This is a genomic window from Streptomyces coeruleoprunus, assembly GCF_039542925.1.
GTDB lineage: Bacteria > Actinomycetota > Actinomycetes > Streptomycetales > Streptomycetaceae > Streptomyces > Streptomyces coeruleoprunus.
This window is the reverse complement of record NZ_BAABIT010000001.1, coordinates 1,843,589-1,869,369: the sequence shown is the minus strand read 5'-3', so window position 1 is coordinate 1,869,369 and position 25,781 is coordinate 1,843,589. Positions and strand designations below refer to the sequence as shown.

The window sequence follows — 25,781 nt, the reverse complement described above, 5'->3', positions numbered from 1 at the left end:
TGCTGGCGGCAGCACGCCACCTGTAACCTCGAAGCACTGGAGCCCGCCGATATCGGGACCTCGATCCACACCTTGGGGTTGCACAGCAGATGACCGCGATTTCTCTCGGTATGCCGTCCGTTCCGACCAAGCTGGCCGAGCGCCGCGTCAGCCGGAAGATCATGGTGGGCTCGGTGGCCGTCGGCGGCGACGCCCCCGTGTCGGTGCAGTCCATGACGACGACCCGGACCTCCGACATCGGCGCCACCCTCCAGCAGATCGCCGAGCTGACCGCGTCCGGCTGCCAGATCGTCCGCGTCGCCTGCCCCACGCAGGACGACGCCGACGCGCTGCCGGTCATCGCCAAGAAGTCGCAGATCCCGGTCATCGCCGACATCCACTTCCAGCCCAAGTACGTCTTCGCCGCCATCGACGCCGGCTGTGCGGCCGTCCGCGTCAACCCCGGCAACATCAAGCAGTTCGACGACAAGGTCAAGGAGATCGCGAAGGCGGCCCGCGAGACCGGCACGCCCATCCGCATCGGCGTCAACGCCGGCTCCCTCGACCGGCGGCTCCTCCAGAAGTACGGCAAGGCCACCCCCGAGGCCCTCGTCGAGTCCGCGCTGTGGGAGGCGTCCCTCTTCGAGGAGCACGACTTCCGCGACATCAAGATCTCGGTCAAGCACAACGACCCCGTCGTGATGGTCAACGCCTACCGTCAGCTCGCCGCCCAGTGCGACTACCCGCTGCACCTCGGCGTCACCGAGGCCGGCCCCGCCTTCCAGGGCACCATCAAGTCCGCCGTCGCGTTCGGCGCGCTGCTCTCCGAGGGCATCGGCGACACCATCCGCGTCTCCCTGTCCGCGCCGCCCGCGGAGGAGGTCAAGGTCGGCATCCAGATCCTGGAGGCCCTGAACCTCCGCCAGCGCCGCCTGGAGATCGTCTCCTGCCCGTCCTGCGGCCGCGCCCAGGTCGACGTCTACAAGCTCGCCGACCAGGTCACCGCCGGCCTGGAGGGCATGGAGGTGCCGCTGCGCGTCGCCGTCATGGGCTGCGTCGTCAACGGCCCCGGCGAGGCCCGCGAGGCCGACCTCGGCGTCGCCTCCGGCAACGGCAAGGGCCAGATCTTCGTCAAGGGCGAGGTCATCAAGACCGTCCCCGAGTCGAAGATCGTCGAGACGCTCATCGAGGAGGCGATGAAGATCGCCGAGCAGATGGAGAAGGACGGCGTCCCCTCCGGCGAGCCCGAGGTCTCCGTCGCCGGCTGACCCGGCACCCGGCCGCCCCCACGACCCGCCGAGCCCCGCCGCACCGACCGCGGCGGGGCTCGAGCGCGTGCGGACGCGGTCCCGCCCGCCCGGAGCCGAGCGCCGGGTACAGTTCCTGGACCGACAGACCACTGGTGAGGCCCTTCCGTGTTGACCCACACCACCACCCGGGTCCTGGAACCCGGCGACCTCGGCGCCGCGCTCGCCGTCCTGGAGAGCGACCCCGTCGCCAACGCGTTCGTCACCGCACGCGTCCAGGTCGCGGGGCTGGACCCCTGGCGTCTCGGCGGCGAGATGTGGGGCTGGTACACGGAGGGCCGGCTCCGCTCGCTGTGCTACTCCGGCGCCAACCTGGTCCCGATCTGCGCCACGCCCGACGCCGTCCGCGCCTTCGCCGACCGCGCCCGGCGCACCGGCCGCCGCTGCTCCTCCATCGTCGGGCCCGCCGAGCCCACCGCCCACCTCTGGCGGCTCCTCGAACCGAGCTGGGGCCCCGCCCGCGACGTACGCCCCCACCAGCCGCTCATGGTCACCGAGCGGCCCTCGCCCGACATCGAGCCCGACCCGCACGTCCGCCGCGTCCGCAAGGACGAGATGGACCTGATCATGCCCGCGTGCGTGGCCATGTTCACCGAGGAGGTCGGCATCTCGCCGATGGCCGGCGACGGCGGACTGCTCTACCAGGCGCGCGTCGCCGAACTCGTCGGCTCCGGCCGCTCCTTCGCCCGCTTCGAGGACGACAAGGTCGTCTTCAAGGCCGAGATCGGCGCCGCCACCTCCAAGGCCTGCCAGATCCAGGGCGTCTGGGTCGCGCCCGAGTACCGCGGCCGGGGCCTGTCCGAGACCGGCATGGCGGCGGTCCTGCGCTACGCCCTGGCCGACGTGGCACCCGTCGTCAGCCTGTACGTCAACGACTACAACACCCCCGCCCGCGCCGCGTACCGCAGAGTCGGGTTCCGTGAGGTGGGCGCCTTCATGAGCGTGCTGTTCTGAATGCCCCGACCGGAAAGTAGGGTGCCGCGCATGGATGACGTCGCGGTCGGACCGCTCGACCTCGCGGCGCGCGTGGACGACGCGCTGGCCGTGCAAGCCCTCGCCTTCGGCCTCACCTCCGGCGAGGTCGCGGTGCGCCGCCACATCGTGCTGCGCCACATGGCCTGCCGGGGCGCCCGCGCGTACGGCGCGACGACCCCGGCGGGACGGCTGGTCGGCTTCGTCTACGGCATGCCCAACGACCGCGCCCACTGGTGGTCCACCATCGTCCAGCCGTACCTGGTCAGGAGCGGCACCGAGCACTGGCTCGACGACGCGTTCGTCATCACCGAGCTGCACGTCCACCCGGACTACCAGGGCCGGGGCATCGGCACGGAGCTGATCACCACGATCACCGCGACCGCCGAGGAACCCCGCACGATCCTCTCCGCGATCGACACCGAGAGCCCGGCCCGCCGCCTCTACCGCTCCCTCGGCTACGTGGACCTCGCCCGCCAGGTCCACTTCCCGAGCGCGGCGCGCCCGTACGCGGTGATGGGCGCGCCTCTGCCGTTGCGGCGGCGGTGACGGTGGGGGTGGGCGGTTGTGGGTGTGCCGGGGGTCCGGGGGTCGTCCCCCGGGAGGTGCGGTCCGAGCGCGGCACGCCCGTACGCGGTGATGGGCGCGCCTCTGCCGTTGCGGCGGCGGTGACAGGGTCCGGCCTACGCCGGAAGGGACGGATCGGGGCCAACTGATTTCCGCCTGCCGGGGGCGCCCGGCTAACCTCCTGCCCATCACACTTTTCACCGCAGGAGAGTTCCCCATGGCCCAGGTCCAGCGCATGTCCCGGTTGATGGTCAAGACACTGCGCGACGACCCGGCGGACGCCGAGACGCTCAGCCACAAGCTGCTCGTACGCGCCGGTTACGTCCGCCGCAACGCCGCCGGCATCTGGTCCTGGCTGCCGCTCGGCAAGAAGGTCCTGGAGAACGTCGCCCGCGTCGTGCGCGAGGAGATGGACGCCATCGGCGGCCAGGAGGTCCTGCTGCCCGCGCTGCTGCCCAAGGAGCCGTACGAGGCGACGGGCCGCTGGGACGAGTACGGCGCCGAGCTGTTCCGCCTCCAGGACCGCAAGGGCGGCGACTACCTCCTCGGCCCCACCCACGAGGAGATCTTCACCCAGCTGGTCAAGGATCAGTGCACGTCCTACAAGGACCTGCCGGTGATCCTCTACCAGATCCAGGCGAAGTACCGTGACGAGGCCCGCCCGCGCTCCGGCATCCTGCGCGGCCGCGAGTTCCTGATGAAGGACTCGTACTCCTTCGACACCACCGACGAGGGCCTGGCCGAGGCGTACGGCCTGCACCGCAAGGCGTACAGCGCGATCTTCGACCGCCTGGGCTTCCGCTACAAGATCGTTTCTGCGATCTCCGGCGCCATGGGCGGCTCGCAGTCCGAGGAGTTCCTCGCGCCCGCCGCCGCCGGCGAGGACCTCTTCGTCTACTGCCCGTCCTGCGACTACGCCGCCAACACCGAGGCCGTCACCTTCACCGGCGGCGAGGCGGCCGACGCCTCCGCGCACGGCCCGGTCGAGGAGCTGGACACCCCCGACACCCCGACGATCGAGACGCTCGCCGAGTACCTGGGCGTCTCGGCCTCCGCCACCCTCAAGAACCTCCTGGTCAAGGTGGACGGCGAGATCGTCGCCGTCGGCGTGCCGGGCGACCGCGAGGTCGACATGGGCAAGCTGGAGGACCACCTGGCCCCGGCCGTCGTCGAGATGGTCACCGCCGAGGACTTCGTGAACCGCCCCGACCTCGTCCGCGGCTACGTCGGCCCGCAGGGCCTGGACAAGGTCCGCTACATCGCCGACCCGCGCGTCGCGCCCGGCACCGCCTGGATCACCGGCGCCAACAAGGCCGACACCCACGCGAAGAACGTCGTCTGCGGCCGCGACTTCGAGGTCGACCAGTACCTCGACGTGGTCGTCGTCGAGGAGGGCGACCCCTGCCCCAACTGCGGCACCGGCCTGAAGCTGGACCGCGCCATCGAGATCGGCCACATCTTCCAGCTCGGCCGCAAGTACGCCGACGCCTTCCAGCTCGACGTCCTCGGCCAGAACGGCAAGCCCGTCCGCGTCACCATGGGCTCGTACGGCATCGGCGTGTCGCGCATCGTCGCCGCGCTCGCCGAGCAGAGCGCCGACGACAAGGGCCTGTGCTGGCCGCGCGAGATCGCCCCGGCCGACGTCCACGTCGTCGCCGCCGGCAAGGCCCTCCAGACCGAGCTGGCCCTGGAGGTCTCCGAGAAGCTGGGCCGGCAGGGCCTGCGCGTCCTGGTCGACGACCGCGCGGGCGTCTCCCCGGGCGTGAAGTTCACGGACGCGGAGCTGATCGGCGTCCCGCACATCCTGGTGGCCGGCCGCCGCTCGGGCGAGGGCGTCGTCGAGCTGAAGGACCGCCGCACGGGCGAGCGCGAGGAACTGACGGTGGACGAGGCGATCGCCCGCCTCACCGCCTGAGAGCGGATCCGGCCGAGCCTGCCGGCAGGCTCGGCCGCGGCGCTCAGATGCAGCCGGCCGTACCGGCGTCGTCGTCCCGTACCGGGACGTGCGGCGCCGGTTCGTGCGTCGGGACCCGGGCCGCCGCGTGCGGATGCGGGTGCGACGCCGAGGGCGCGGCGGTGTGCCCGGGTTCGAGCGCCCGCTCGCTCTCCGCGGGCTCCTCGTGCCGGTGGGGCGCCGCCATCTGGTGTTCGGCCGACTCCGCGGACCGCTCCAGGAAGCGCAGGAGCTCCACGGGGATCGGCAGCACGAGCGTCGAGTTCTTCTCGGCGGCGACGGCCATGACGGTCTGCAGCAGCCGCAGCTGGAGGGCGGACGGTGTGTCGGCCATCTCCCTCGCCGCCTCGGCGAGCTTCTTCGACGCCTGGAACTCGGCGTCCGCGTTGATCAGCCGGGCCCGCCGCTCCCGGTCGGCCTCGGCCTGCCGGGCCATCGAGCGCTTCATCGTCTCCGGCAGCGACACGTCCTTGATCTCGACCCGGTCGATGGTCACGCCCCACTCCACCGCCGGGTTGTCGATCATCAGCTCCAGGCCCTGGTTGAGCTTCTCCCGGTTGGAGAGCAGGTCGTCCAGGTCGCTCTTGCCGATGATCGAGCGCAGCGAGGTCTGCGCGATCTGCGAGACGGCGAAGCGGTAGTCCTCGACGCGGATCACGGCGTCGGCCGGGTCGACGACCTTGAAGTAGATCACCGCGTCCACCCGCACCGTGACGTTGTCGCGGGTGATGCCGTCCTGGGCCGGCACCGGCATGGTGACGATCTGCAGGCTCACCTTGCGCATCCGGTCCACGAACGGAACGATCATGGTGAGGCCGGGCCCCCGGATCCGGCTCTGCAGCCGCCCGAAGCGCAGGACGACGCCCTGCTCGTACTGCTTCACGACCCGCAGAGCGGCCGCCACGTAGGCCACCGCCGCGGATCCCGTCAGGAACAGCGCGGTCAACAGTTCCTCGACCATGACGACCCCCTGCCGTCGCGCGGGGACGAATCGTGCACTACGCCCCCATAGTGCACCCGGATGGCGTACGGCGGGGAACGGCCGGCGGGCGCCGGGTGTGCCTGCGCCCGGCCCCTACAACCAGCTCGCGAACTCCAGCAGCAGTTCGCCGTACGGCCGCCTCTCGGCCGTGAACGCCCGGCTCGCGGACTCCACCGCCCGGAACAGGGTCCAGCCCCGCAGCCGCTCGCGGTCCACGTCCAGCGAGTCGGCCAGCTTGTGGACGCGGCGCCGGGCCGCCGCCGCCCCCGAGGTCTCCGCGACCAGGTCCTCCACCCGGTCCCTGACCAGCCGCGCCAGGTCGTACGCCCGCTCGCCCACCACGGGCTCCGGCCCCACGGTCAGCCACGGGGCCCGCTCCCCCGCCAGCACCTTGCCCTGCCGGAAACAGCCGTGCAGCAGCAGCGCCTCCGGCTCGCCCGCCACCAGTTCCTCGCGCACCGCCAGCGCGGCGTCCACCAGCGGGGCGGCCACCGGGTCGGCCAGGTGCGCCTCCAGCGCCGCGGCCTGCCGCGCCGTACGCCGCCCGACCGACTCGAAACCGTGCCCCTCCGGCGGCGCCACCCACAGCTTGCGAACCGTGCCCGCCGCCTCCAGCAGCGCCTTCGCCTCCGGCAGCGAGCGCAGCGACACCTCCGGCTGCAGCCGCTCCAGCAGCAGGCCCGGGCCCGTACCCGGCTCCAGGACCCGCACCGCGCCCCAGCCGTTCCAGTGGACCAGCGCGTCCCGCTCCAGGTCCGGCTCGGCGAACGGCGGCGCCAGTTTCAGCGCGGCCGGCTCGTCGTCCCGCCGCCGGACGAGGGCCACGAGGCTGCTGCGCCCGCCGGGCTCCACCACCCGTTCGGCCCGCGCCCCGTGGGCGGCCAGGGCCTCCCGCGTCAGCTCGGGAAGCCGGTCGAGCCACCTTTCCGCCTCGGCCTGACCGGGGGCCTCGTGGAGCGCCCGGACCAGCCGGCGCGGTGGTGCGAAGGCGGCGTCAGCCATGCGTGTCGTTGTTCCCTTTCGTGAGCCGGGGCTCACGACCGCTCGGCGAGCCCAGGAAAGGCTACGCCGCTCCCGCGCCAGCGAACGGCCCGCACCGCCGCCTCGCGCAGCGCCCCGGCCGCCTCCCGGCGCAGGGCGCCGCCCGCGGCACGCACCAGGTCGGAGTACACGGCGGCCACGCCGTCCTCCAGCTCCGCCGCGAGCCGTACGGCCGACTCCTCGTCCGCCACCGGGAACGGCAGCGCGTACGCCGCGGCCGACGCGGCCGGCGTACCGCCCAGGTCCCGCACCGTCCGCGCCAGCGCGTCCCGCCGGGAGCGGTGCCCGGCGTCCGCCGCGACGGCCTCCGCCCGGCGCACCGCGCCGATCCGGGCTCCGACGACCCCGTACCCGTACACGGCGGCGTGCTCCGCCGCGAGCGCCGCCTGCACGGCCTCCAGGGCGCTCATGCCCGGCTCCCCTCGGTGAGCAGGTACGCGTGGACGGCGCCGGCCGCCGCGACGGACGCGAGCAGCCGCGCCAGCTCGGGCGGCGCGGTCACCAGCGCGGTCGTGTGCGCGGTCGCCGTACGGGACGCCAGCGCGGCGAGCCGCCCCAGCGCGGCCGCCGGGTCGGCGGGCACCTTCTGGGCGACCGCCGACCCCGACGGCACGGGCGAGGGCGGGGGAGCGGGCGTCGCGCCCGCAGGGGCCAGTGCCGCCACGTGCAGGGCCGTGGCCTCCCGCAGCGGCGCCAGCCGGGACCGCAGCGTCGGATGGGCGCTCAGCACCTCGTCGTACCCCGCGAGGAGCTCCGCGCTCACGGCCGCCGACCTGCGGCGCAGCCCCGCCTCCGTCCGCGCGGCCCGCTCCGCGGCGGTCACGGTGTGCGGCGTCGGTTTCCGGCCACCCGAGCCGGTGCACCCGGCGAGCAGTCCCGCCGCCGTCGCCACGCCCGTCGCCACGAGCGCACGCCTGCGTGTCGTCTCCGTGCGCCCCACGCGTCACCCCTTCAGGTCCCGGTCCGGCTCCGCGGCCGCGATTCGAAGATCACCGCAGGCGAGCGTACCTGCGGGTCGTCCCGAGGTGGACGGCAACACCCCTCGGGACCGGATACCCTTTGATCTGACACGCGACGAACCCACAACAGCACACGCGGCCGAGGAGTCACCCGGATGAGCACCACCCAGAGCGAGAGGCTGCGCGGGCTGCTGGAACCGCTGGTCAGCGCCAAGCAGCTGGATCTCGAGGAGATCGAGGTGTCCCGGGCGGGCCGCCGACGGGTGCTGAGGGTCATCGTCGACTCGGACGAAGGCGTGGAACTCGACGCCTGTGCCGAGCTGAGCCGCGCCATCTCCGACACGCTCGACGAGACGGACGCGATGGGCGAGGGCGAGTACGTCCTCGAGGTGAGTTCCCCCGGCGCCGACCGCCCCCTCACCGAGCACCGCCACTACGTACGGGCCACCGGCCGCCTCGTGAAGCTGCAGCTGCACGAGGGCGGCGACCTGGTGGCCCGCATCCTGGGCGTGGACGACGCCGGGCTGGACCTGGAGGTCCCCGGCCTGAAGGGCCGCAAGCCCACCGCCAGGCGGGTGGAGTTCCCCGAGATCGCCAAGGGGCGCGTGGAGATCGAGTTCAACCGCAAGGACAAGAAGGAAGAGGAGGAGGCGTAGCCGTGGACATCGATGTGAAGCTCCTTAAGGGCTTGGCACAAGAGAAGGAGATCCCCTTCGAGCTGCTGGTCGAGGCGATCGAGTCGGCCCTCCTCATCGCCTACCACCGCACCGAGGGAGCCCGCCGCCACGCCCGTGCCGTGCTGGACCGCCAGACCGGTCATGTGACGGTGTGGGCGAAGGAGGACCCGGCCGACCTGGAGGAGGGGCAGGAGCCCAAGGAGTTCGACGACACCCCGTCGGACTTCGGACGGATCGCGGCGACCACCGCGCGCCAGGTCATCCAGCAGCGCCTGCGCGACGCCGAGAACGACGTCACGTTCGGTGAGTACGCCCGCCGCGAGGGCGACATCGTCGCCGGCGTGGTCCAGCAGGGCAAGGACCCGAAGAACGTCCTCGTGAAGCTGGACGACAAGCTCGAGGCCATCCTCCCCGTGCAGGAGCAGGTGCCCGGCGAGGAGTACACGCACGGCCTGCGCCTGCGCACGTACGTCGTCCGGGTGGCCAAGGGTGTCCGCGGCCCGTCCGTCACCCTTTCGCGTACGCATCCCAATCTGGTGAAGAAGCTCTTCGCGCTGGAGGTCCCGGAGATCGCCGACGGCTCCGTCGAGATCGCCGCGATCGCCCGCGAGGCCGGCCACCGCACCAAGATCGCCGTCCGCTCCACCCGCTCGGGGCTCAACGCCAAGGGCGCCTGCATCGGCCCGATGGGCGGCCGTGTCCGCAACGTGATGGCCGAGCTGCACGGCGAGAAGATCGACATCGTCGACTGGTCGGACGACCCGGCCGAGATGGTGGCGAACGCGCTGTCCCCCGCCCGGGTGTCCAAGGTGGAGATCGTCGACCTCGGCGCCCGCTCCGCCCGGGTGACCGTGCCGGACTACCAGCTGTCGCTGGCGATCGGCAAGGAGGGGCAGAACGCCCGCCTCGCTGCCCGCCTCACCGGCTGGCGCATCGACATCCGGCCCGACACCGAGCAGGCCGGGGAATAGATCGCGTCGCGGTCACGTTGAGCGATCGCGGGACCACGACGGGATCACGACAACAACCGTTCGATTCTTGCCCCAAAGGGGTGAGGTCGGTGCGGGGAGGTAGACTTAAGCGTGTCTGGCCGGACGCATGCCCGCGCATGCCCTGAGCGAACCTGTGTGGGATGCCGGGAGCGGGCGGCCAAGAGCGATCTGCTGCGCATCGTGGCGGTCGAGGGCGACTGCGCCCCCGATCCTCGCGGTACGCTGCCCGGTCGGGGTGCCTATGTGCATCCCGTCCTGTCCTGTTTCGATCTGGCGGTCCGCCGCCGGGCGTTCCCCCGGTCCCTCCGGGTCCAGGGTCCGCTCGACACCGCGGACGTCCGCCGTTACGTCGAGCAGGCGACACCGTAAGAAGAAGTACGGCACGGCAATACCGTGCGGTCAGGTACCTCGCGAGTGGAAGTAGGTCGAGATTGCGATGAGCACTCGATGAGTACGCGATGAGTACGCCCATGAAGTAGCGACGGTCCGGCGGTAACCGGACCTCAAAGGAGCGAAGTGGCTAAGGTCCGGGTATACGAACTCGCCAAGGAGTTCGGTGTGGAGAGCAAGGTCGTCATGGCCAAGCTCCAGGAACTCGGTGAATTCGTGCGTTCGGCGTCCTCGACGATCGAGGCGCCGGTTGTCCGTAAGTTGACCGACGCTTTGCAGGGGCCCGGCGGTACCGCCGGCAAGTCCGCTGCCAAGCCCGGCGCGCCTCGCAAGGCCGCGCCCACCGCCCCCGCCAAGCGCGCGGGTGGCGCCCCCACCCCTGGCAAGCCCGCCGCGCCCTCCCCGGCGCAGGCGGCACGTCCGGCCGCCCCGAAGCCCGGCGCCCCCGCGCCGAAGCCCCCGGTGGCCGAGAAGCCCGCGGCGCCGGCCCCCGGCCCGCGTCCGACTCCGGGTCCGAAGCCCGCACCGGCCCCCAAGCCGGCTCCTGCGGCCCCGGCCCCGACCAAGCCGGAGTTCACCGCGCCTCCGTCGGCCCCCGCCGCCGGTACGCGCCCCGGTGCGACCCCCGGCCCCCGTCCCGCCGCGCGCCCGCAGGGCGGCGGCCAGCCCGGCGCCCCGCGTCCGGGTGGCCCGCGCCCCGGCCAGCAGGCCCCGCGCCCGGGTGCCCGTCCGGCCGGTCCGCGTCCGGGCAACAACCCCTTCACGTCCGGCGGCTCCACCGGCATGGCGCGCCCGCAGGCGCCCCGTCCGGGCGGTGCCCCGCGTCCCGGCGCCCCCGGTGCCGGCGGCCCGCGTCCGCAGGGTGCTCCCGGCCAGGCCGGTCCGCGCCCGCAGGCCGGTCCCGGCGGCCCGCGCCCCACTCCCGGCTCCATGCCGCGTCCCCAGGCCCCGCGCCCGGGTGCCGGTCCGGCCGGTAACCGCCCGAACCCGGGCATGATGCCGCAGCGTCCGGCTGCCGGCCCGCGTCCCGGCCCCGGTGGCCGTGGTCCCGGCGGTGCCGGTCGTCCCGGTCCCGGTGGCGGCGGCGGTCGTCCCGGCTTCGCCGGCCGTCCGGCCGGTCCCGGCGGCGGCGGTCGTCCGGGCGGTGGCGGCGGCTTCGGCGGCCCGCGTCCCGGTGGCGGCGGCTTCGGCGGCGGCCCCGGCGGTGGCGGCGGCGGTCGTCCCGGCTTCGGTGGTCGTCCCGGCGGCCCCGGTGGCCGTGGTGGCACGCAGGGTGCGTTCGGCCGTCCCGGCGGTCCGGCGCGTCGTGGCCGCAAGTCGAAGCGTCAGAGGCGCCAGGAGTACGAGGCCATGCAGGCCCCGTCCGTGGGCGGCGTGATGCTGCCTCGCGGCAACGGCGAGACCGTTCGCCTGTCGCGCGGTGCGTCCCTCACCGACTTCGCGGAGAAGATCAACGCCAACCCGGCGTCGCTCGTCGCGGTCATGATGAACCTCGGCGAGATGGTCACGGCCACGCAGTCCGTCTCCGACGAGACGCTGCAGCTCCTCGGCGACGAGATGAACTACACGGTTCAGATCGTCAGCCCCGAGGAGGAGGACCGTGAGCTGCTCGAGTCGTTCGACCTCGAGTTCGGCGAGGACGAGGGCGGCGAGGACCACCTCGTGCCGCGTCCGCCGGTCGTGACCGTCATGGGTCACGTCGACCACGGTAAGACCCGCCTCCTCGACGCGATCCGCAAGACCAACGTGGTCGCGGGCGAGGCCGGTGGCATCACCCAGCACATCGGTGCCTACCAGGTCGCGACGCAGGTCAACGACGAGGACCGCAAGATCACCTTCATCGACACCCCGGGTCACGAGGCGTTCACCGCCATGCGTGCCCGTGGTGCCAAGTCCACCGACATCGCGATCCTCGTGGTCGCGGCGAACGACGGTGTCATGCCGCAGACGGTCGAGGCGCTCAACCACGCCAAGGCCGCGGACGTCCCGATCGTCGTCGCGGTCAACAAGATCGACGTCGAGGGCGCGGACCCGACGAAGGTGCGCGGTCAGCTGACCGAGTACGGCCTGGTGGCCGAGGAGTACGGCGGCGACACCATGTTCGTCGACATCTCCGCCAAGCAGGGCCTGAACATCGACAAGCTGCTCGAGGCCGTCGTCCTCACCGCCGACGCGGCGCTGGACCTGCGGGCCAACCCGGAGCAGGACGCGCAGGGCATCGCCATCGAGTCGCACCTCGACCGTGGCCGCGGTGCCGTCGCGACCGTCCTGGTCCAGCGAGGCACGCTGCGGGTCGGCGACACGATGGTGGTCGGCGACGCGTACGGCCGCGTCCGGGCGATGCTCGACGACAAGGGCAACAACGTCGAGGAGGCGACCCCGTCGACTCCCGTCCTGGTCCTGGGTCTCACCAACGTCCCGGGCGCCGGCGACAACTTCCTGGTCGTCGACGAGGACCGTACGGCCCGCCAGATCGCCGAGAAGCGCGCCGCGCGCGAGCGCAACGCCGCCTTCGCCAAGCGCGTCCGCCGGGTGTCCCTCGAGGACCTCGACAAGGTGCTCAAGGCCGGTCAGATCCAGGAACTCAACCTCATCATCAAGGGCGACGCGTCCGGTTCGGTCGAGGCTCTCGAGTCCTCGCTGCTCCAGCTCGACGTCGGTGAAGAGGTCGACATCCGGGTCCTGCACCGCGGTGTGGGTGCGGTCACCGAGTCCGACATCGACCTGGCGATGGGCTCCGACGCCATCGTCATCGGCTTCAACGTCCGTGCGGCCGGCCGTGCCGCGCAGATGGCGGAGCGCGAGGGCGTCGACGTCCGGTACTACTCGGTGATCTACCAGGCCATCGAGGAGATCGAGGCGGCCCTCAAGGGTCTGCTCAAGCCGGAGTACGAAGAGGTCGAGCTGGGTACGGCGGAGATCCGCGAGGTCTTCCGCTCGTCCAAGCTGGGCAACATCGCGGGTGTCCTCATCCGCTCCGGCGAGGTCAAGCGCAACACCAAGGCGCGCCTCATCCGCGACGGCAAGGTGGTCGCGGAGAACCTCAACATCGAGGGTCTGCGTCGCTTCAAGGACGACGTCACCGAGATCCGCGAAGGCTACGAGGGTGGTATCAACCTCGGAAACTTCAACGACATCAAGGTCGACGACATCATCGCGACGTACGAGATGCGCGAGAAGCCGCGCGGCTGACCGCACGGCTGACACGCGGACAGCGTCACACCGGGGCCGGTCGGCGGAAGAATTTCCGTCGATCGGCCCCGGCCGCTGCGTGTACGGTTCTGATGTTCCCCGCCGAATGGCCGGCGGGGCTCCGAACCCGAACCGGCGGGACATCCGGGCTTACATGTATGTGGGGACGCTGTCCTTCGATCTGCTCCTCGGCGACGTCCGGTCGCTGAAGGAGAAGCGCTCCGTCGTCCGGCCGATCGTCGCCGAACTCCAGCGCAAATTCGCGGTGAGTGTGGCGGAGACCGGCAACCAGAACCTCCATCGCAGGGCCGAGATCGGCGTGGCGATGGTCTCCGGGGACGCCGGACACCTCACAGGGGTGCTGGACCGGTGTGAACGCCTCGTGGCCGCCCGGCCCGAGGTGGAGCTGCTGTCCGTACGGCGGCGCATCCACACCGATGAAGAGTGAACGCAAGACGAAAGAGGAGACGGACCGGTGGCCGACAACGCGCGGGCCCGCAAGCTGGCCGATCGCATCCAGGTCGTGGTCGCGGAGACCCTGGATCGGCGTATCAAGGATCCGCGGCTGGGGTTCGTGACCATCACGGACGCCCGGGTCACCGGTGACCTGCGGGAGGCCACGGTCTTCTACACGGTCTACGGCGACGAGGAGGAGCGGGCCGCCTCCGCGGCGGCGCTGGAGTCCGCCAAGGGCATCCTGCGCTCCGAGGTGGGCCGCCAGACCGGGGTCCGCTTCACGCCGACGCTGACCTTCGTCCCGGACGCCCTGCCCGACAACGCGCGCACCATCGAGGACCTCCTCGACAAGGCGCGCGCCAAGGACGCCGAGGTACGCCAGGTGTCCACCGGCAAGACGTACGCGGGCGAGGCCGACCCGTACCGCAAGCCCGGCGAGGACGAGGCCGAGGCGGACGAGGACGGCGCCGGCGCCTGATGAGCAGCACAGCACGTACGCCCGACGGCCTTGTCATCGTCGACAAGCCGTCGGGCTTCACTTCGCACGACGTCGTCGCCAAGATGCGCGGCATCGCCCGCACCCGGCGCGTCGGCCACGCCGGCACGCTCGACCCCATGGCGACCGGCGTCCTCGTCCTCGGCGTCGAGAAGGCCACCAAGCTCCTCGGCCACCTCGCGCTGACCGAGAAGGAGTACCTGGGCACCATCCGGCTCGGCCAGAACACGATCACGGACGACGCCGAGGGCGAGATCACCTCGTCCGTGGACGCCTCCGGGGTCACCCGGGCCGACGTCGACGCCGAGGTCGCCAAGCTGACCGGCGACATCATGCAGGTGCCGTCCAAGGTCAGCGCCATCAAGATCGACGGCAAGCGGTCCTACGCCCGCGTGCGCGGCGGCGAGGACTTCGACATCCCGGCCCGCCCGGTCACCGTGTCGCAGTTCGTCGTCTACGACATGCGCGACGCCGTCGCCGAGGACGGGACGCCCGTCGTCGACCTCGTCGTGTCGGTGGTCTGCTCCTCCGGGACCTACATCCGGGCCCTCGCCCGCGACCTGGGCGCCGCCCTCGGCGTCGGCGGCCACCTGACCGCGCTGCGCCGCACCCGCGTCGGCCCGTACAAGCTGGACGCGGCCCGCACGCTCGACCAGCTCCAGGAGGAGCTGACCGTCATGCCCATCGCCGAGGCCGCCGCGGCCGCCTTCCCGCGCTGGGAGGTGGACGAGCGGCGCGCACGGCTGCTGCTGAACGGCGTACGCATCGACATGCCGTCGTACGACACGTCGCCGGTCGCCGTGTTCGGGCCCGAGGGCCGCTTCCTGGCCCTCGTGGAGGAGAAGGGCGGCAGGGCGAAGAGCCTGGCCGTCTTCGGCTGACGGGTGCTCGGCGCGCCGTCACCGTGGAGCGGGCCAGGGGTGTTCGCCCGCTCCACGATCCCCCTCCCTCTGTCTCTGTCCGCCCCAGAACGCCTATTCACCCACTTGGGCAGGCGCTCGGAGTGAACCGCGGGAGCATTCGGGGGCGCGTTCGATCGACGTCCTTCTCGTGGTGATCACCACCGACCTACCGTCGAACCATGGACAGCGGGGACCGGGCCACACTGGTACGGATCTGTGATCAGGCGGGCCGGCCACGGGGGACCGGCTTCGTCGCCGACGACCGGGGCACGGTCGTGACCAGCCACGAAACCGTGGACGGCCTGCGGTCCGTGGTCCTCCACGGACCCGGCGGCCGCAGCTGCGCGGCCGGGGCCGACGCCATCACGCCGCTGCCCGACGACGCCCTCGCCCTCATCCGCGGCGAAGGGCTCGGCGTACGCCCCCTGCCCATCGCCGTCCGCCCCGGCGTGGGAACGGGCACATACGTACGCATCCACGCGCACGGCTGGCGCGAGGCCAGGGTCCTGGGCACCGCCCAGGTCACCTACACCGCCACCGACCGTTTCCACGCCGTCGGCGACGCACTCGAACTCGCCATCGGCACGGACGGCCGCGAGGCCCTGCGCCGAGGCGGCGAGGCCGCCGGAGGTCCCGTCCTCGACGCCACCACCGGCACCGTCCTGGCCGTCCTGGGCACCGCCCTGCACACCGACCACCGGGCAGCCGGCCTCGCCCTGCCCCTCACCCCCGCCGCGGCCCGCGACCCGCACGGCCCCCTCGCCGCCCTGCTGCGGCGCAACGCCGCCACCGTCCCCGCCCACGGCCGCGACCTCAACCTCGCGGGGGCGCTGGAGCTGACCGCCACCAGCAGCGGCGCCGCGGCCCTCGCCGGCCTCCCGGGCCTCCCGGGCCGGCCCGGCGGCACCGCCCCCCGGCCCGACCCGGTCGCCCGCCCCGCCGTCGCCCGCGAACTGGACGCCTTCGCCGCCTCCCCCAACACCCTGGTCTGCGCCCTCGTCGGCGCACCGGGCACCGGCCGCACCACGGAGCTGGCCGCCCTCGCGGCCCGCCGGGCGCGCGGCGCCGAACCGCGCCCCACGGTCTGGCTGTGCGGCGCGGACCTGCGGGCCGACGACACCTCCGTCGCCGACGCCGTCGGGCGCGCCCTGTGGCAGGCCGGGCGGATCGTCGCCGCCTCGAACGCCGACTGGAGCGCCTACCCCGCGCCCCGCGACGGGGGCTCGGCCCCGACGGCCGAACGCGTCGCACGGCTCGCGCGGGACGCGGACCGGCCGCTGCTCGTCCTCCTCGACAGCCCTGAGGAGATGCCGCCCCGCCTGGCGCACCGGCTCGCCGACTGGACCTCGGGAACGGTCGCCTGGCTGCGGACGCACGGCGTACGGCTCCTGGTCGCCTGCCGCCCCGAACACTGGGAGCGGGCCGGGGCACTGCACCCCGCGGGGACGCTGCACCGCCCGGCCGCGCCTGTCGAGCGGCTGCCCGACGCCGTGCCCATCGGCGACCTGACCGCCGGCGAGGCGGAGCTGATGCGCGAGCGGTACGGGCTCCCCGCCCCGTCCGTCGCGGCCGCCGACGCCCGCCACCCGCTGACGCTGCGCCTCCTCGCCGAGGTACGGGCGGCCGCCCCGCCCGGGACGGCGCCCGGGGTCCCCGGCCGGGACGAGGTCTTCGCCGCCCACCTCGACCTGCTGTGCCTGCGCGTGGCCACGAGGATCGCCGCCGCGTGCCGGCCGCCCCTGCGCGGTTCGGCGGTACGGCGCCTGGCGGTCCGCGTGGCCGGCCAGACCCACGAGGCGGCACGCCGCTGCCTGGGGTCCGGCCACGGCGCCCTCGACCGGGAGGCCTTCGAGGAGCTGTTCCCGTGGAGCACGGGCTGGGCCTCGGCCGTGCTCGCCGAGGGGCTGCTCGTGCCGGCGGGCTCCGGGTACCGGTTCGCCCACGAGGAGCCCGCCGACTGGATCCAGGGCGCCCACCTCGACGTCGACGCGGCCCTGCACGCCCTCGTCCACGGGACCGGGCAGCAGCCCGAGCGGCTCCCCGCACGGGCCGCCGGCCACGCGCCGGCCACCGGGCCGCTGGTCCCCGCCCAGCGCCACCGCGACACCGGCTGCCCTCCGGCCCCCCAGCCGCTCCCGCGCCACCGGATCGGGCCCGTCGTCCAGGCGCTGCTCCTCCTGGACCGCACCCAGGGCCCGGCGGCCCTGTCCCGGCGCCTGGAGACCCTGATCCAGCCTGCGGTCGAAGGCACCGGGGACCGCGCGTGGTGGGCGCGGCGGCTGCTCGGCGAGGTGCTGCTCAGGGTCCGCGACGCGCGGCCCCACCTCGGCGTGCTGCGCTCGCTGGCCGACCGGATCACGCAGCACGCCGCATCGGCGGAACCCGGAGCGGGCGGCCAGGACGACTTCGGGCCCTGGTTCTGGACCCGGCTTCGGGTCGGCGAGGACGAACGGCTCGACCTGCTGCGCCGCCTCCTCCCGGCCGACGGCCCGCCCGGCGCCCACGACCGGCTCCGCCACCTCGACGTCGTGGCCGAGCGGCTGGCCGCCGACCCCCGTGGCGTACAGCCGCTGCTGTGCCGCTGGTTCACCGACGAACGGCCGCTGCCCGCCGGGCCGGACGCCCGCGTGCACGCCACCGTCGCCGGGGTCGCGCAGGCGCTCCTCCACACCCACCGGCACCTCGCCGTCGACGACCTGTGCGAGGCGCTCGTCAGCACCGCCCACCCCCGCGCCGACGAACTGCTCGCCGCCCTCGCGGAGGACGAGCCGTCCGCCCTGTGCCGCGCCGTCGACCGGTGGGCCCACGACGACCTGCTCCCCGCCCGGCGCGTGGCGGCCGCCACGTACGCCCGGCTCGCCGCCGCCCACGTCACCGCCGACCCGGACCGCGAGCTGCTGCGCTTCGCCGCTCTCGCCCTGCTCGCCCGCCCCGGGGACCACGCGCTGCACGGCCCGGCGCTGGCCCTCCTCGTACGCGACCCGCACACCCGCCGCCGCTACCTCCCGCAGGCGCTGGCCGCGTTCCGGTCCGGTGCGCGCGGGCTGCCGGCGGACGCGCTCGCCGTGGCCCTGACCACGCACCCCGAGCCCGTCCTGGCCGCGTTCGGGGCGCGGCTGCGGGACGGCTCGGGGGCCGCCGAGGTCCTGGCCGCGCTCGCCGCCGTCCGCACCCCGGCCCTCGCCCGGCGGGCGGCCGCGCTGGTCCTGGCGTACGTCGACCGCCACCCCGGGGGCGCCACACTGGCCGCCGCCTACGTCGACCGGCGGCTCGAACAAGGCCCCGCCGCGCGCTCCGTGGTCTTCCCGCTCGTCACGGACCTCCTGCGCGGTCACCCCGTGGAGGTCCGCGGCGCGCTCGCCGCGGTCCTGGCCGCGCCCGGCTCGCCCGCCTCGCGCCCCCTGCGGGACGAACTCCTCGACGTCCTGCTGGAGCACGAGCAGTACGCGTGCCGGGACCTCGCCGTGCCCGACGCGCTGCTGCGGGCCGCCGCTCTGGGCGCGGCGGGCCGCCCCGAGGCCCGCACCCGCGAGCTGGTGCTCCGCACCGGCACGCTGCTGATCCGTACGCCCGAGGGCGCCACCTGCTTCGACCGCCGGCTCGTCGAGCTGGCCCGGGACGTCCCCGGCTTCGCCCTGCTGGTCAGCGGCTGGCTGGCCCGGGACCCGCAGGAATGGGCGGCCGTCGTCGGACCCAGCGCCCGGCGGACCGTCGAGGGCCTGGCCGCCCCGCTGCCCGTCCCCAGCCCGGTGCCGATGCGGGCCGAGCGGCGTGGGCATGGCACCCTTAGACCTGCGTAATGGGTCATCACGTACTGACGTACACGGGTTCGGGCGAGGAGCGGTCACAGTGCAGCGCTGGCGTGGCATGGAGGACATTCCCCAGGACTGGGGGCGCAGCGTCGTCACCATCGGTTCCTACGACGGGGTCCACCGCGGTCACCAGCTGATCATCGGCCGCGCCGTCGAGCGCGCCCGCGAGCTGGGCCTCCCGGCCGTCGTCGTGACCTTCGACCCGCACCCTTCCGAGGTCGTCCGCCCCGGCAGCCACCCGCCCCTGCTCGCCCCGCACCACCGGCGCGCCGAGCTGATGGCCGAGCTGGGCGTCGACGCGGTGCTCATCCTGCCGTTCACCAAGGAGTTCTCGCAGCTGTCGCCCGCCGACTTCATCGTGAAGGTGCTGGTCGACAAGTTGCACGCGCGCGCGGTCATCGAGGGCCCCAACTTCCGGTTCGGCCACCGCGCCGCCGGTGACGTCGCCTACCTGGCCGAGCTGGGCGCGACGTACGACTACGAGGTCGAGGTCGTCGACCTGTACGTCACGGGCGAGGCGGGCGACGGCCGTCCCTTCTCCTCCACGCTGGCCCGCGAGCTGGTCGCCGGGGGCGACGTGGCCGGCGCCGCCGAGATCCTCGGCCGCCCGCACCGCGTCGAGGGCGTCGTCGTGCGAGGTGCCCAGCGCGGACGCGAACTGGGTTACCCGACCGCGAACGTGGAGACCCTGCCGCACACCGCGATCCCGGCCGACGGCGTCTACGCGGGCTGGCTGACCGCCGACGGCGAGCGGATGCCGGCGGCCATCTCGGTCGGCACGAACCCGCAGTTCGACGGGACGGAGCGGACCGTCGAGGCGTACGCGATCGACCGCGTCGGACTCGACCTGTACGGGATGCACGTGGCCGTGGACTTCCTCGCCTACGTGCGCGGGCAGCAGAAGTTCGCCTCGATCGAGGCGCTGCTCGAGGCGATCGCCGACGACGTGAAGCAGTGCCGGGAGCTGACCGAGGCGTACGACGCGAAGTAGCGGCACGTTCTCGCGCGAGGCGATGTGACGGAGGGCCCCGCACCGGGTGACGGTGCGGGGCCCTCCTTTCGTACGGGCGCCCTCGCCCTGGCGGGCGGTGCCGCGGGCCCTACTGCTGGGGCGGCTGCTGCTGGGGCGGCTGCTGGGGCCAGCCGGCGGGCGGCGGGACGGGCGCGTTGGGGTCCGGCTGCGGCGCCGCCTGGCCGGGCGCGGGCTGCTGGGGCCAGCCCTGCGGGGGGACGCCGGGCTGGGCCTGCTGGCCGGGCTGGGGCGCGTACGGCTGTCCGGGCATCGGCTGGCCCGGTACGGGCTGCTGACCGGCGTACGGCTGGCCGGGCACGGGCGGCTGGGCGGCGTACTGGCCCGGCATGGGCTGACCGGGCACGGGCTGACCCGGGACGGGCTGACCCGGGACGGGCGGCTGGGCCGGCATGGGCTGGCCCATCGGCTGGCCCGGCATCAGCTGCCCCGGCATGGCCTGGCCCGGCATCGGGGGTGCGATCTGCGGGGGCAGACCGCCCTGGCCGTCGCCGGTCCACAGCCCCTGCGCCTGCTGCGCGCGGGCGAAGTCCTCGGCCACCATCGCGGCCAAGTGGAAGTACGCCTCACGCGTCTTCGGCCGCATCATGTCGAGGTCGACCTCGGCACCGGCCGCCAGGTGCTCGTCGAACGGCACCACGACGACCCCGCGGCAGCGCGTCTCGAAGTGCTGGACGATGTCCTCCACCTTGATCATCTTGCCGGTCTCGCGGACACCCGAGATGACCGTGATGGAGCGCTGCACGAGATCCGCGTAGCCGTGCGCGGACAGCCAGTCCAGCGTCGTCGAGGCGCTGGAGGCGCCGTCGACGGACGGCGTGGAGATGATGATCAGCTGGTCGGCGAGGTCCAGCACGCCCCGCATGGCGCTGTAGAGCAGACCGGTGCCCGAGTCGGTGAGGATCACCGGGTACTGGCGGCCCAGCACGTCGATCGCCCGGCGGTAGTCCTCGTCGTTGAACGTGGTGGAGACGGCCGGGTCCACGTCGTTGGCGATGATCTCCAGACCGGAGGGCGCCTGGGAGGTGAACCGGCGGATGTCCATGTACGAGTTGAGGTACGGGATCGCCTGGACCAGGTCACGGATGGTCGCCCCCGTCTCGCGCCGCACGCGGCGGCCGAGCGTACCGGCGTCCGGGTTCGCGTCGATCGCGAGGATCTTGTCCTGGCGCTCGCTCGCCAGCGTGGCGCCCAGCGCGGTCGTGGTGGTCGTCTTGCCGACGCCGCCCTTGAGGGAGATGACCGCGATCCGGTAGCAGGACAGGACCGGCGTGCGGATCAGGTCGAGCTTGCGCTGCCGCTCCGCCTCCTCCTTCTTGCCGCCGAGCTTGAACCGGGAGGCGGCCGACGGGTTGCGGCTGCTCTTCGGCTTCTGCTTGTTGTTGCGCAGGAGGCGGTCGGAGGAGAGCTCGACGGCCGCGGTGTAGCCGAGCGGCGCGCCCGGCACCGAGCGCTCGCGCTGGTCGTGCGTCACCGCCGTGGGCCAGGCGGCACCGGCACGCGGGTCGACGGGCGGCTGCGGCTGGGGCTGCGGCTGGGCCTGTGCCTGCGGCTGAACCGGGTGCTGGGGCTGGGCCTGCGGGTGCGCCTGGGGCTGCGGCTGGGCCTGCGCCTGAGGGTGCGGGAAGCCGTAGCCGTAGCCGCCGTCCTGCGGCTGCTCGGGCTGGTACGGCTGTGCCGGCACGGGCTGGGCGGGCTGCGCGGCGCCGGGGTGCGGGAACCCGTAACCGCCCTGCGGCTGGCCGGGCTGGTTCTGCTGGCCCGGGTGCGGGAAGCCGTAACCGCCCTGCGGCTGCGCGGGCACGGCGGGCGTCGGCTGCGCGGCGCCCGGGTGCGGGAAGCCGTAACCGCCCTGCGGCGCGGGCGTGTCGGGAGCCTGCGGCGGTAGGGGAGCGGCGGGCGCCGTCGCGGGCCAGCCGGGCGTGGGCGCGGCCGGCGGCGTGGGCGGGGCCGACTGGTCGGCGGACGGCGCCGGAACGGGCCACTGCGGGGCGCCCGTCGGCGCGGCCGGCTGGAAGGCGGGCGGCAGGGGCGGCAGCCCCGCGCCCTGCGGTGCGCCCTGGGCCGGCTCCGCCTGCGGCGACCACGGCTGGGCGGTCGCGGCGGCGGCGGGCGCGGCGTCCTGGGGCGCGGGGAGCTGAGGCACGGGAAGCTGAGGCGCCGCGTCCTGAGGCGCCGCGTCCTGCGGAACGGCGTCCTGCGGTACGGCGTTGGCGTTGGCGTCGACGTCCGGCGCGACGGCCTCGGGCGTCACGTCGCCGCTGCCGTCACCCGCGACGGGGGCCGCGTCTGTGGTCCCGGCCGCGTCACTCGCCTCGTCGCCGCCTTCGGGGGCGGGTGCGGCGTACGCGGCGGCGTCCGCAGCGGCATCGTCCGACGCCTGCGCGTCGCCGTCGGCTCCGTCCGCAGCGCCCTCGGCGTCGGCCTGCGGCTGCGTCTGCGCGTCCGCCTCCGCCTTCTCCGCCTCGGCCTTCGCGGCCAGCTCGGCCATCTCACGCTTCAGCGCGGCGGGGGAGAAGCGCATGGTGGCGCCGCTCTCCACGTCACCCCCGCCGAACGGCTCCGAGGCCACCCGGCCGCCGTCCGCCGGAGCCTCGTCCGCGGGCGCGGGTGCCACGGCGGGCGCGACAGGCGTCTCCGGCGCCACGGCAGCGTCCGGGGCGACGGGGGCCGGAACATCGGGAGCCTGGACGGCAGGCGCGGCCACAGGAGCCGCAGGAGACACAGGAGCGGGAGGAGCGGGAGGAGACGCAGGAGCCGGAGCCATCGGAGCCGCCGGCGTACCCGTCCAGTTCGGCTGGAATCCGCTGCCCGGCGGCAGTCCGGGAACGGCGATGGGCTGCCCGCTCGGCGGCGGCGGAGGCGGCGGCGTCGCACCCGGTGCGGCCGCGGTCCCCGCGCCGGCCGCCGTACCCGAGTCCGCCGCGTTCTGCGTGTACCAGGCGGGCGGGGTGTAGTCGATGGTGAACTCACCCGTCATCTCGGCGGCGTCCGCGTCGGACTGATCGTCGACGGGAGGCGTGTTCCAACCCCCGCGGATCTCGTCCCGATCGCCGTTCACTTTGCCTCCTGGTGTGGTCGAGCACCCTTGTGCCGTCGTGGGTGGGGGCGACCGTTCCTGTCGTCCGTCCGCCCGGCTCTCCCCCGTGGGGCGCCGCGCACTGTGCGCGGCCTCGTGCCGCGACTTACCACCCTAATCGCCAACCGCGTCCACGCGTCAGGCCCGTCGGCCGGTCGTGGACCGTCCAGGAGGACGTCTATCACCCGCATGTGACACACCCACACCGGAGGGTGATGACGGGCCACATCAAAACGCCCATACCGGTACGGAAGGAGAGGTGCGGGCTCCTCAACAATCAGGTCTCGGAGCCCTGGAGGAGGGCACCGGACGCACAGGACTCCCCGGCCCTGGACAACAGGCGGGGAGTCCCCGGTACTTCACCGGCGGGCGGGCCGCGCGCAGGCGGCCTCGCCGGCTCACTTCAGGTCGAACTCCCCGTCCCGCGCGCCGAGCACGAAGGCCCGCCACTCGGCCTCGGTGTACCGCAGGACGGTGTCCGGCTGGAGCGACGACCGCATGGCGACGGCGCCGCCGGGCAGGTGGGCGATCTCGACGCGCTCCTCGTCGGGGCTGGTGCCGGGCGCCCCGTGCCACTCCACCCCGGAGATGTCGAGGGCGTACAGTTCGTCCTTCTCCTTCGCGCTGCCCATGGCCCAAGTCCTTTCAGTAACCGGCGGGATGAACGATTGCCGGACGACTGCGATCCGCGTCACTTCCGGGCATCCTAGGCCAGCACCTCCGCCCCCGCCGCGAGCACTTGACAGGGCGGCCCCGCGTCTGCCAGAGGGGCGCGCGGGCTCAGTCCATACGGCGGGCGACGCCCAGCAGGCCCGTCTCGGCGTCGGTGGCGGTCGTCATGACCCAGTGCCGCTCGCGCCCGGCGCACCAGAGCGTGACGCCGTCCGCGAGGGTCGGCAGGGCCTCGTACTCGGCCCGGGAGAGCCCCAGTATGCGCCCGATCTGCTCGGCCTCCTGGGGGGAGACCCGCTGGACGCCCACGAGGGTGGAGGAGCGCATCAGGCGCGGCGCCACCGGGCTCAGGTACGGCAGCAGCGTCAGCACCGACTGCCACGGCGAGGACACCACGCGCCCGCGCGGCGGACGCATGCCGCAGTCCCGCACGACCAGCACGGGGCTGCCGACCGTCGCGCCCATCGGCGGCACCCGCCCGACGTCGTGGAGCGTGATGCACTCCAGGCCCGCACCGGCGGCGTGCGCCAGCGAGGTCCACACCGGGGCGCGGCCGGTCTCCACGGCCACCCGGGCGCCCGTTCCCGCCGCGCGCAGCGCCAGGACCTGGGCGGTCCACAGGCCGCCGATCAGCAGGACGTCGTACGGCGTCGAGCGGTGGAAGCCGACGATGCGGGGGTTGCCCTCGGCGTCGTCGCCGATGACCACGCCGTCGTCGCCGACCGGCAGCGACAGGGCGTCCATGGCGTCCAGGGCGACGCTGTGGCCCGCGTGGCGCGGCCCGAGCAGCCCGCGCGTCGATCCTGTCCCGAACATCACTGTGTCCCTCCGAGCGGGAGTGTCGCCAGCGCGCCCGGCAGCTGCTCGCGGTCCAGCCGTACGAGTCCGACCTTGGCCGACCGGGCCGCCTGCTCCAGGGCGTGGCGCACGCCGATGAGTTCGGTGTCCGAGCCTCCGGTGATACGGACGTAGCCGGTCAGGTCCATCGCGCCCTGCCGGGAGCCGCGGCGCATGGCGAGGCTGAAGGTGGTGGCGTACGCAGGGGTGGCCGTCAGCAGCGACACCAGCTCGGCGAGCGGCGAGCCGCCGCGGCCCAGCTCGGGCCAGCGGCCCACGGCGTACGTGGTGTGCCAGCGGTCGTCGCACCGCCACACGCGGGGCGTTTCGAGCGTACGGCGCTGGGGCGTGGCGTCGGGCCGGTGCGCGCGGGCCGCGAGGCGGGGGCTGGAGCAGGCGGCCGTGGCCATGGTGGAGTTCAGCTCCTCCTGGTCCAGGACGACCGCGTCGAAACCGGCTCCCATGACGCGGCTCGCGACGTGGTCCGCCGCCCGTACGAGGCAGCGCTGCGCGCCCTCCAGGCCGCCGCCGCGGGCCTCGATGGCCTCCCGGCAGCGCTCCGGGTCCAGCTTCAGCGCCACCCACGTCATGCGCAGCGCGGGGGCGCCGGTGCGCTGCTGGAGCGGGGCGTACGAGAGCCGGGCCACCGCCTGCTGCGGCAGGTGCGGCGCCGGTGCGGAGCGGACCTGCTGGACCAGCTGCACCGAGTCCAGCACGATGTCGTCGACTTCCAGGGCGCTGCCCAGCAGCGGCAGCGGCAGGGTGCGCGCCCCGAACGCGGGGCGCAGCGCGGCGCCGCTCGCCTCGACGCGTACGACGGCGGTCAGGAACGAGCCGTCGCCGAGCATGCCGACGGTCCGCCGCTTGCGGTCGATATAGGGGTGGGGCCGCAGGTCCGGCACGCTCTCGACGATCGGGGCGAGGGACGGGTCCACGTCCACGGCCGCCGGCTCGGCGGCGCTCTTGCGGGAGCGCAGGGCCGCCAGCGACGACAGCCAGTCCTGTACGGCGTGGCCGCGCCGCCGCAGCACGGCGAGCAGCAGGAGCAGCACACCGGCGGTCAGGGTCGGGATGAGCCACAGGCCGCCGAGGGTGAGACCGATCACGCCCAGCGCGAGGGCCAGTTCGACGAGGACGAGCTGCCGCAGCTGGAACGGGCCGACGCGGCTGAACCGGGACAGGGGGCGGGGCGCCGAGACCGCGCCCGCGGCACCTCCGGAGCGGCGCCCCGCGGCACGTCGGCCGCCGGAGCCCGCACCGGATCCGCCCTGTTGCCGGCGTTGCCCCTGGGAACCGGCGGCGCGTGGTCCGGTAGAGCGCCCTGTGCGCGCTCGCGTCGCCGTACGCATCGCCGCGTTGCCCCCTCGTGTCCGTAAATGCCAATTTCCTACGGGCGTTGACCGGGCGATCACCCTACCTGAGCACGGGGGCCCAGGCGTCAGCAGGCATAGTAGGGGGGCGGTACGACGGCGGCCGCCCCTTGGG

The 25,781-nt window shown here is 74.0% G+C and carries 21 protein-coding genes; 13 read left to right on the top strand and 8 right to left on the bottom strand.

Annotated elements, in window-relative coordinates; all coding sequences use genetic code 11:
• Positions 1-89 precede the first annotated feature (89 nt).
• The 4 genes from ispG to ABEB09_RS07900 all read left to right on the top strand — a co-directional run bounded on the left by ispG (position 90) and on the right by ABEB09_RS07900 (position 4,740).
• A complete protein-coding gene (gene ispG, locus ABEB09_RS07915) occupies positions 90-1,247 on the top strand; it encodes a flavodoxin-dependent (E)-4-hydroxy-3-methylbut-2-enyl-diphosphate synthase (protein WP_345688487.1) in 1,158 nt (385 codons plus the stop codon).
• A 147-nt stretch (positions 1,248-1,394) separates the two neighbouring features.
• On the top strand, positions 1,395-2,240 hold the full coding sequence (locus tag ABEB09_RS07910; RefSeq protein ID WP_345688485.1) for a GNAT family N-acetyltransferase: 846 nt from the start codon (positions 1,395-1,397) through the stop codon (positions 2,238-2,240).
• Between the two features lie 30 nt (positions 2,241-2,270).
• Positions 2,271-2,807 (top strand): GNAT family N-acetyltransferase, encoded by a 537-nt coding sequence (locus ABEB09_RS07905; protein ID WP_345688483.1) that lies wholly within the window; start codon positions 2,271-2,273, stop codon positions 2,805-2,807.
• A gap of 235 nt (positions 2,808-3,042) precedes the next feature.
• Complete coding sequence (locus ABEB09_RS07900) at positions 3,043-4,740, top strand: proline--tRNA ligase (RefSeq protein WP_345688481.1); 1,698 nt, start codon at positions 3,043-3,045, stop codon at positions 4,738-4,740.
• Between the two features lie 43 nt (positions 4,741-4,783).
• Here the strand turns inward: ABEB09_RS07900 and ABEB09_RS07895 are convergent, their stop codons facing one another.
• The 4 genes from ABEB09_RS07895 to ABEB09_RS07880 form a co-directional block, all read right to left on the bottom strand.
• Positions 4,784-5,740: a slipin family protein gene (locus ABEB09_RS07895; protein ID WP_345688479.1), complete on the bottom strand. Its 957-nt coding sequence runs from the start codon at positions 5,738-5,740 to the stop codon at positions 4,784-4,786.
• A gap of 114 nt (positions 5,741-5,854) precedes the next feature.
• Positions 5,855-6,763, bottom strand: coding sequence for an aminoglycoside phosphotransferase family protein (locus ABEB09_RS07890; RefSeq protein WP_345688477.1), 909 nt, complete (start codon positions 6,761-6,763; stop codon positions 5,855-5,857).
• Between the two features lie 32 nt (positions 6,764-6,795).
• Positions 6,796-7,212: a ferritin-like domain-containing protein gene (locus tag ABEB09_RS07885; RefSeq protein ID WP_345688475.1), complete on the bottom strand. Its 417-nt coding sequence runs from the start codon at positions 7,210-7,212 to the stop codon at positions 6,796-6,798.
• Positions 7,209-7,742 (bottom strand): hypothetical protein, encoded by a 534-nt coding sequence (locus ABEB09_RS07880; RefSeq protein WP_345688473.1) that lies wholly within the window; start codon positions 7,740-7,742, stop codon positions 7,209-7,211. Before ABEB09_RS07880 ends, ABEB09_RS07885 begins: the two co-directional genes overlap by 4 nt.
• A 174-nt stretch (positions 7,743-7,916) precedes the next feature.
• Here ABEB09_RS07880 and rimP point away from each other — a divergent pair, with 174 nt between their 5' ends.
• The 9 genes from rimP to ABEB09_RS07835 all read left to right on the top strand — a co-directional run bounded on the left by rimP (position 7,917) and on the right by ABEB09_RS07835 (position 19,669).
• Complete coding sequence (gene rimP, locus ABEB09_RS07875; protein WP_345688471.1) at positions 7,917-8,417, top strand: ribosome maturation factor RimP; 501 nt, start codon at positions 7,917-7,919, stop codon at positions 8,415-8,417.
• Between the two features lie 2 nt (positions 8,418-8,419).
• Positions 8,420-9,409, top strand: coding sequence for a transcription termination factor NusA (gene nusA / locus ABEB09_RS07870; protein ID WP_345688469.1), 990 nt, complete (start codon positions 8,420-8,422; stop codon positions 9,407-9,409).
• Between the two features lie 111 nt (positions 9,410-9,520).
• Complete coding sequence (locus ABEB09_RS07865; protein ID WP_345688467.1) at positions 9,521-9,799, top strand: YlxR family protein; 279 nt, start codon at positions 9,521-9,523, stop codon at positions 9,797-9,799.
• Between the two features lie 147 nt (positions 9,800-9,946).
• Positions 9,947-13,012 carry a translation initiation factor IF-2 gene (infB, locus tag ABEB09_RS07860; RefSeq protein ID WP_345688465.1) on the top strand — a complete coding sequence of 1,022 codons (3,066 nt, stop codon included), beginning with the start codon at positions 9,947-9,949 and terminating at the stop codon, positions 13,010-13,012.
• 154 nt (positions 13,013-13,166) lie between these two features.
• Positions 13,167-13,460 carry a DUF503 domain-containing protein gene (locus tag ABEB09_RS07855; protein WP_345688463.1) on the top strand — a complete coding sequence of 98 codons (294 nt, stop codon included), beginning with the start codon at positions 13,167-13,169 and terminating at the stop codon, positions 13,458-13,460.
• Between the two features lie 27 nt (positions 13,461-13,487).
• A complete protein-coding gene (gene rbfA / locus ABEB09_RS07850) occupies positions 13,488-13,946 on the top strand; it encodes a 30S ribosome-binding factor RbfA (protein ID WP_345688461.1) in 459 nt (152 codons plus the stop codon).
• Complete coding sequence (gene truB, locus ABEB09_RS07845) at positions 13,946-14,845, top strand: tRNA pseudouridine(55) synthase TruB (RefSeq protein ID WP_345688459.1); 900 nt, start codon at positions 13,946-13,948, stop codon at positions 14,843-14,845. The genes rbfA and truB overlap by 1 nt, the downstream gene beginning before the upstream one ends.
• Positions 14,846-15,045: 200 nt before the next feature.
• The gene (locus tag ABEB09_RS07840) at positions 15,046-18,666 is read left to right on the top strand and encodes a serine protease (RefSeq protein WP_345688458.1); all 3,621 of its coding nucleotides are present in this window, start codon (positions 15,046-15,048) and stop codon (positions 18,664-18,666) included.
• Between the two features lie 49 nt (positions 18,667-18,715).
• Positions 18,716-19,669 (top strand): bifunctional riboflavin kinase/FAD synthetase, encoded by a 954-nt coding sequence (locus tag ABEB09_RS07835; protein ID WP_345688456.1) that lies wholly within the window; start codon positions 18,716-18,718, stop codon positions 19,667-19,669.
• A 109-nt stretch (positions 19,670-19,778) separates the two neighbouring features.
• On the opposite strand, the gene ABEB09_RS07830 is transcribed toward ABEB09_RS07835, so the two are convergent.
• The 4 genes from ABEB09_RS07830 to eccE form a co-directional block, all read right to left on the bottom strand.
• On the bottom strand, positions 19,779-22,769 hold the full coding sequence (locus tag ABEB09_RS07830) for an SCO5717 family growth-regulating ATPase (protein ID WP_345688454.1): 2,991 nt from the start codon (positions 22,767-22,769) through the stop codon (positions 19,779-19,781).
• Between the two features lie 416 nt (positions 22,770-23,185).
• Positions 23,186-23,419, bottom strand: coding sequence for a DUF397 domain-containing protein (locus ABEB09_RS07825; RefSeq protein WP_345688452.1), 234 nt, complete (start codon positions 23,417-23,419; stop codon positions 23,186-23,188).
• 148 nt (positions 23,420-23,567) lie between these two features.
• Positions 23,568-24,275, bottom strand: coding sequence for a hypothetical protein (locus ABEB09_RS07820; RefSeq protein WP_345688450.1), 708 nt, complete (start codon positions 24,273-24,275; stop codon positions 23,568-23,570).
• Positions 24,275-25,645, bottom strand: a complete 1,371-nt coding sequence (eccE, locus tag ABEB09_RS07815) for a type VII secretion protein EccE (RefSeq protein WP_345688448.1) — start codon at positions 25,643-25,645, stop codon at positions 24,275-24,277. The genes ABEB09_RS07820 and eccE overlap by 1 nt, the downstream gene beginning before the upstream one ends.
• Positions 25,646-25,781: the final 136 nt, after the last annotated feature.

Bases quoted from the DNA above. Each gene is read 5' to 3' on its own strand.
- ABEB09_RS07820 (WP_345688450.1), bottom strand. From the start codon at position 24,275: ATGTTCGGGACAGGATCGACGCGCGGGCTGCTCGGGCCGCGCCACGCG.
- ABEB09_RS07885 (WP_345688475.1), bottom strand. From the start codon at position 7,212: ATGAGCGCCCTGGAGGCCGTGCAGGCGGCGCTCGCGGCGGAGCACGCC.
- ABEB09_RS07900 (WP_345688481.1), top strand. From the start codon at position 3,043: ATGGCCCAGGTCCAGCGCATGTCCCGGTTGATGGTCAAGACACTGCGC.
- ABEB09_RS07890 (WP_345688477.1), bottom strand. From the start codon at position 6,763: ATGGCTGACGCCGCCTTCGCACCACCGCGCCGGCTGGTCCGGGCGCTC.
- ispG (WP_345688487.1), top strand. From the start codon at position 90: ATGACCGCGATTTCTCTCGGTATGCCGTCCGTTCCGACCAAGCTGGCC.
- eccE (WP_345688448.1), bottom strand. From the start codon at position 25,645: ATGCGTACGGCGACGCGAGCGCGCACAGGGCGCTCTACCGGACCACGC.
- ABEB09_RS07905 (WP_345688483.1), top strand. From the start codon at position 2,271: ATGGATGACGTCGCGGTCGGACCGCTCGACCTCGCGGCGCGCGTGGAC.
- ABEB09_RS07825 (WP_345688452.1), bottom strand. From the start codon at position 23,419: ATGGGCAGCGCGAAGGAGAAGGACGAACTGTACGCCCTCGACATCTCC.
- truB (WP_345688459.1), top strand. From the start codon at position 13,946: ATGAGCAGCACAGCACGTACGCCCGACGGCCTTGTCATCGTCGACAAG.
- ABEB09_RS07855 (WP_345688463.1), top strand. From the start codon at position 13,167: ATGTATGTGGGGACGCTGTCCTTCGATCTGCTCCTCGGCGACGTCCGG.
- ABEB09_RS07840 (WP_345688458.1), top strand. From the start codon at position 15,046: ATGGACAGCGGGGACCGGGCCACACTGGTACGGATCTGTGATCAGGCG.
- rimP (WP_345688471.1), top strand. From the start codon at position 7,917: ATGAGCACCACCCAGAGCGAGAGGCTGCGCGGGCTGCTGGAACCGCTG.
- ABEB09_RS07895 (WP_345688479.1), bottom strand. From the start codon at position 5,740: ATGGTCGAGGAACTGTTGACCGCGCTGTTCCTGACGGGATCCGCGGCG.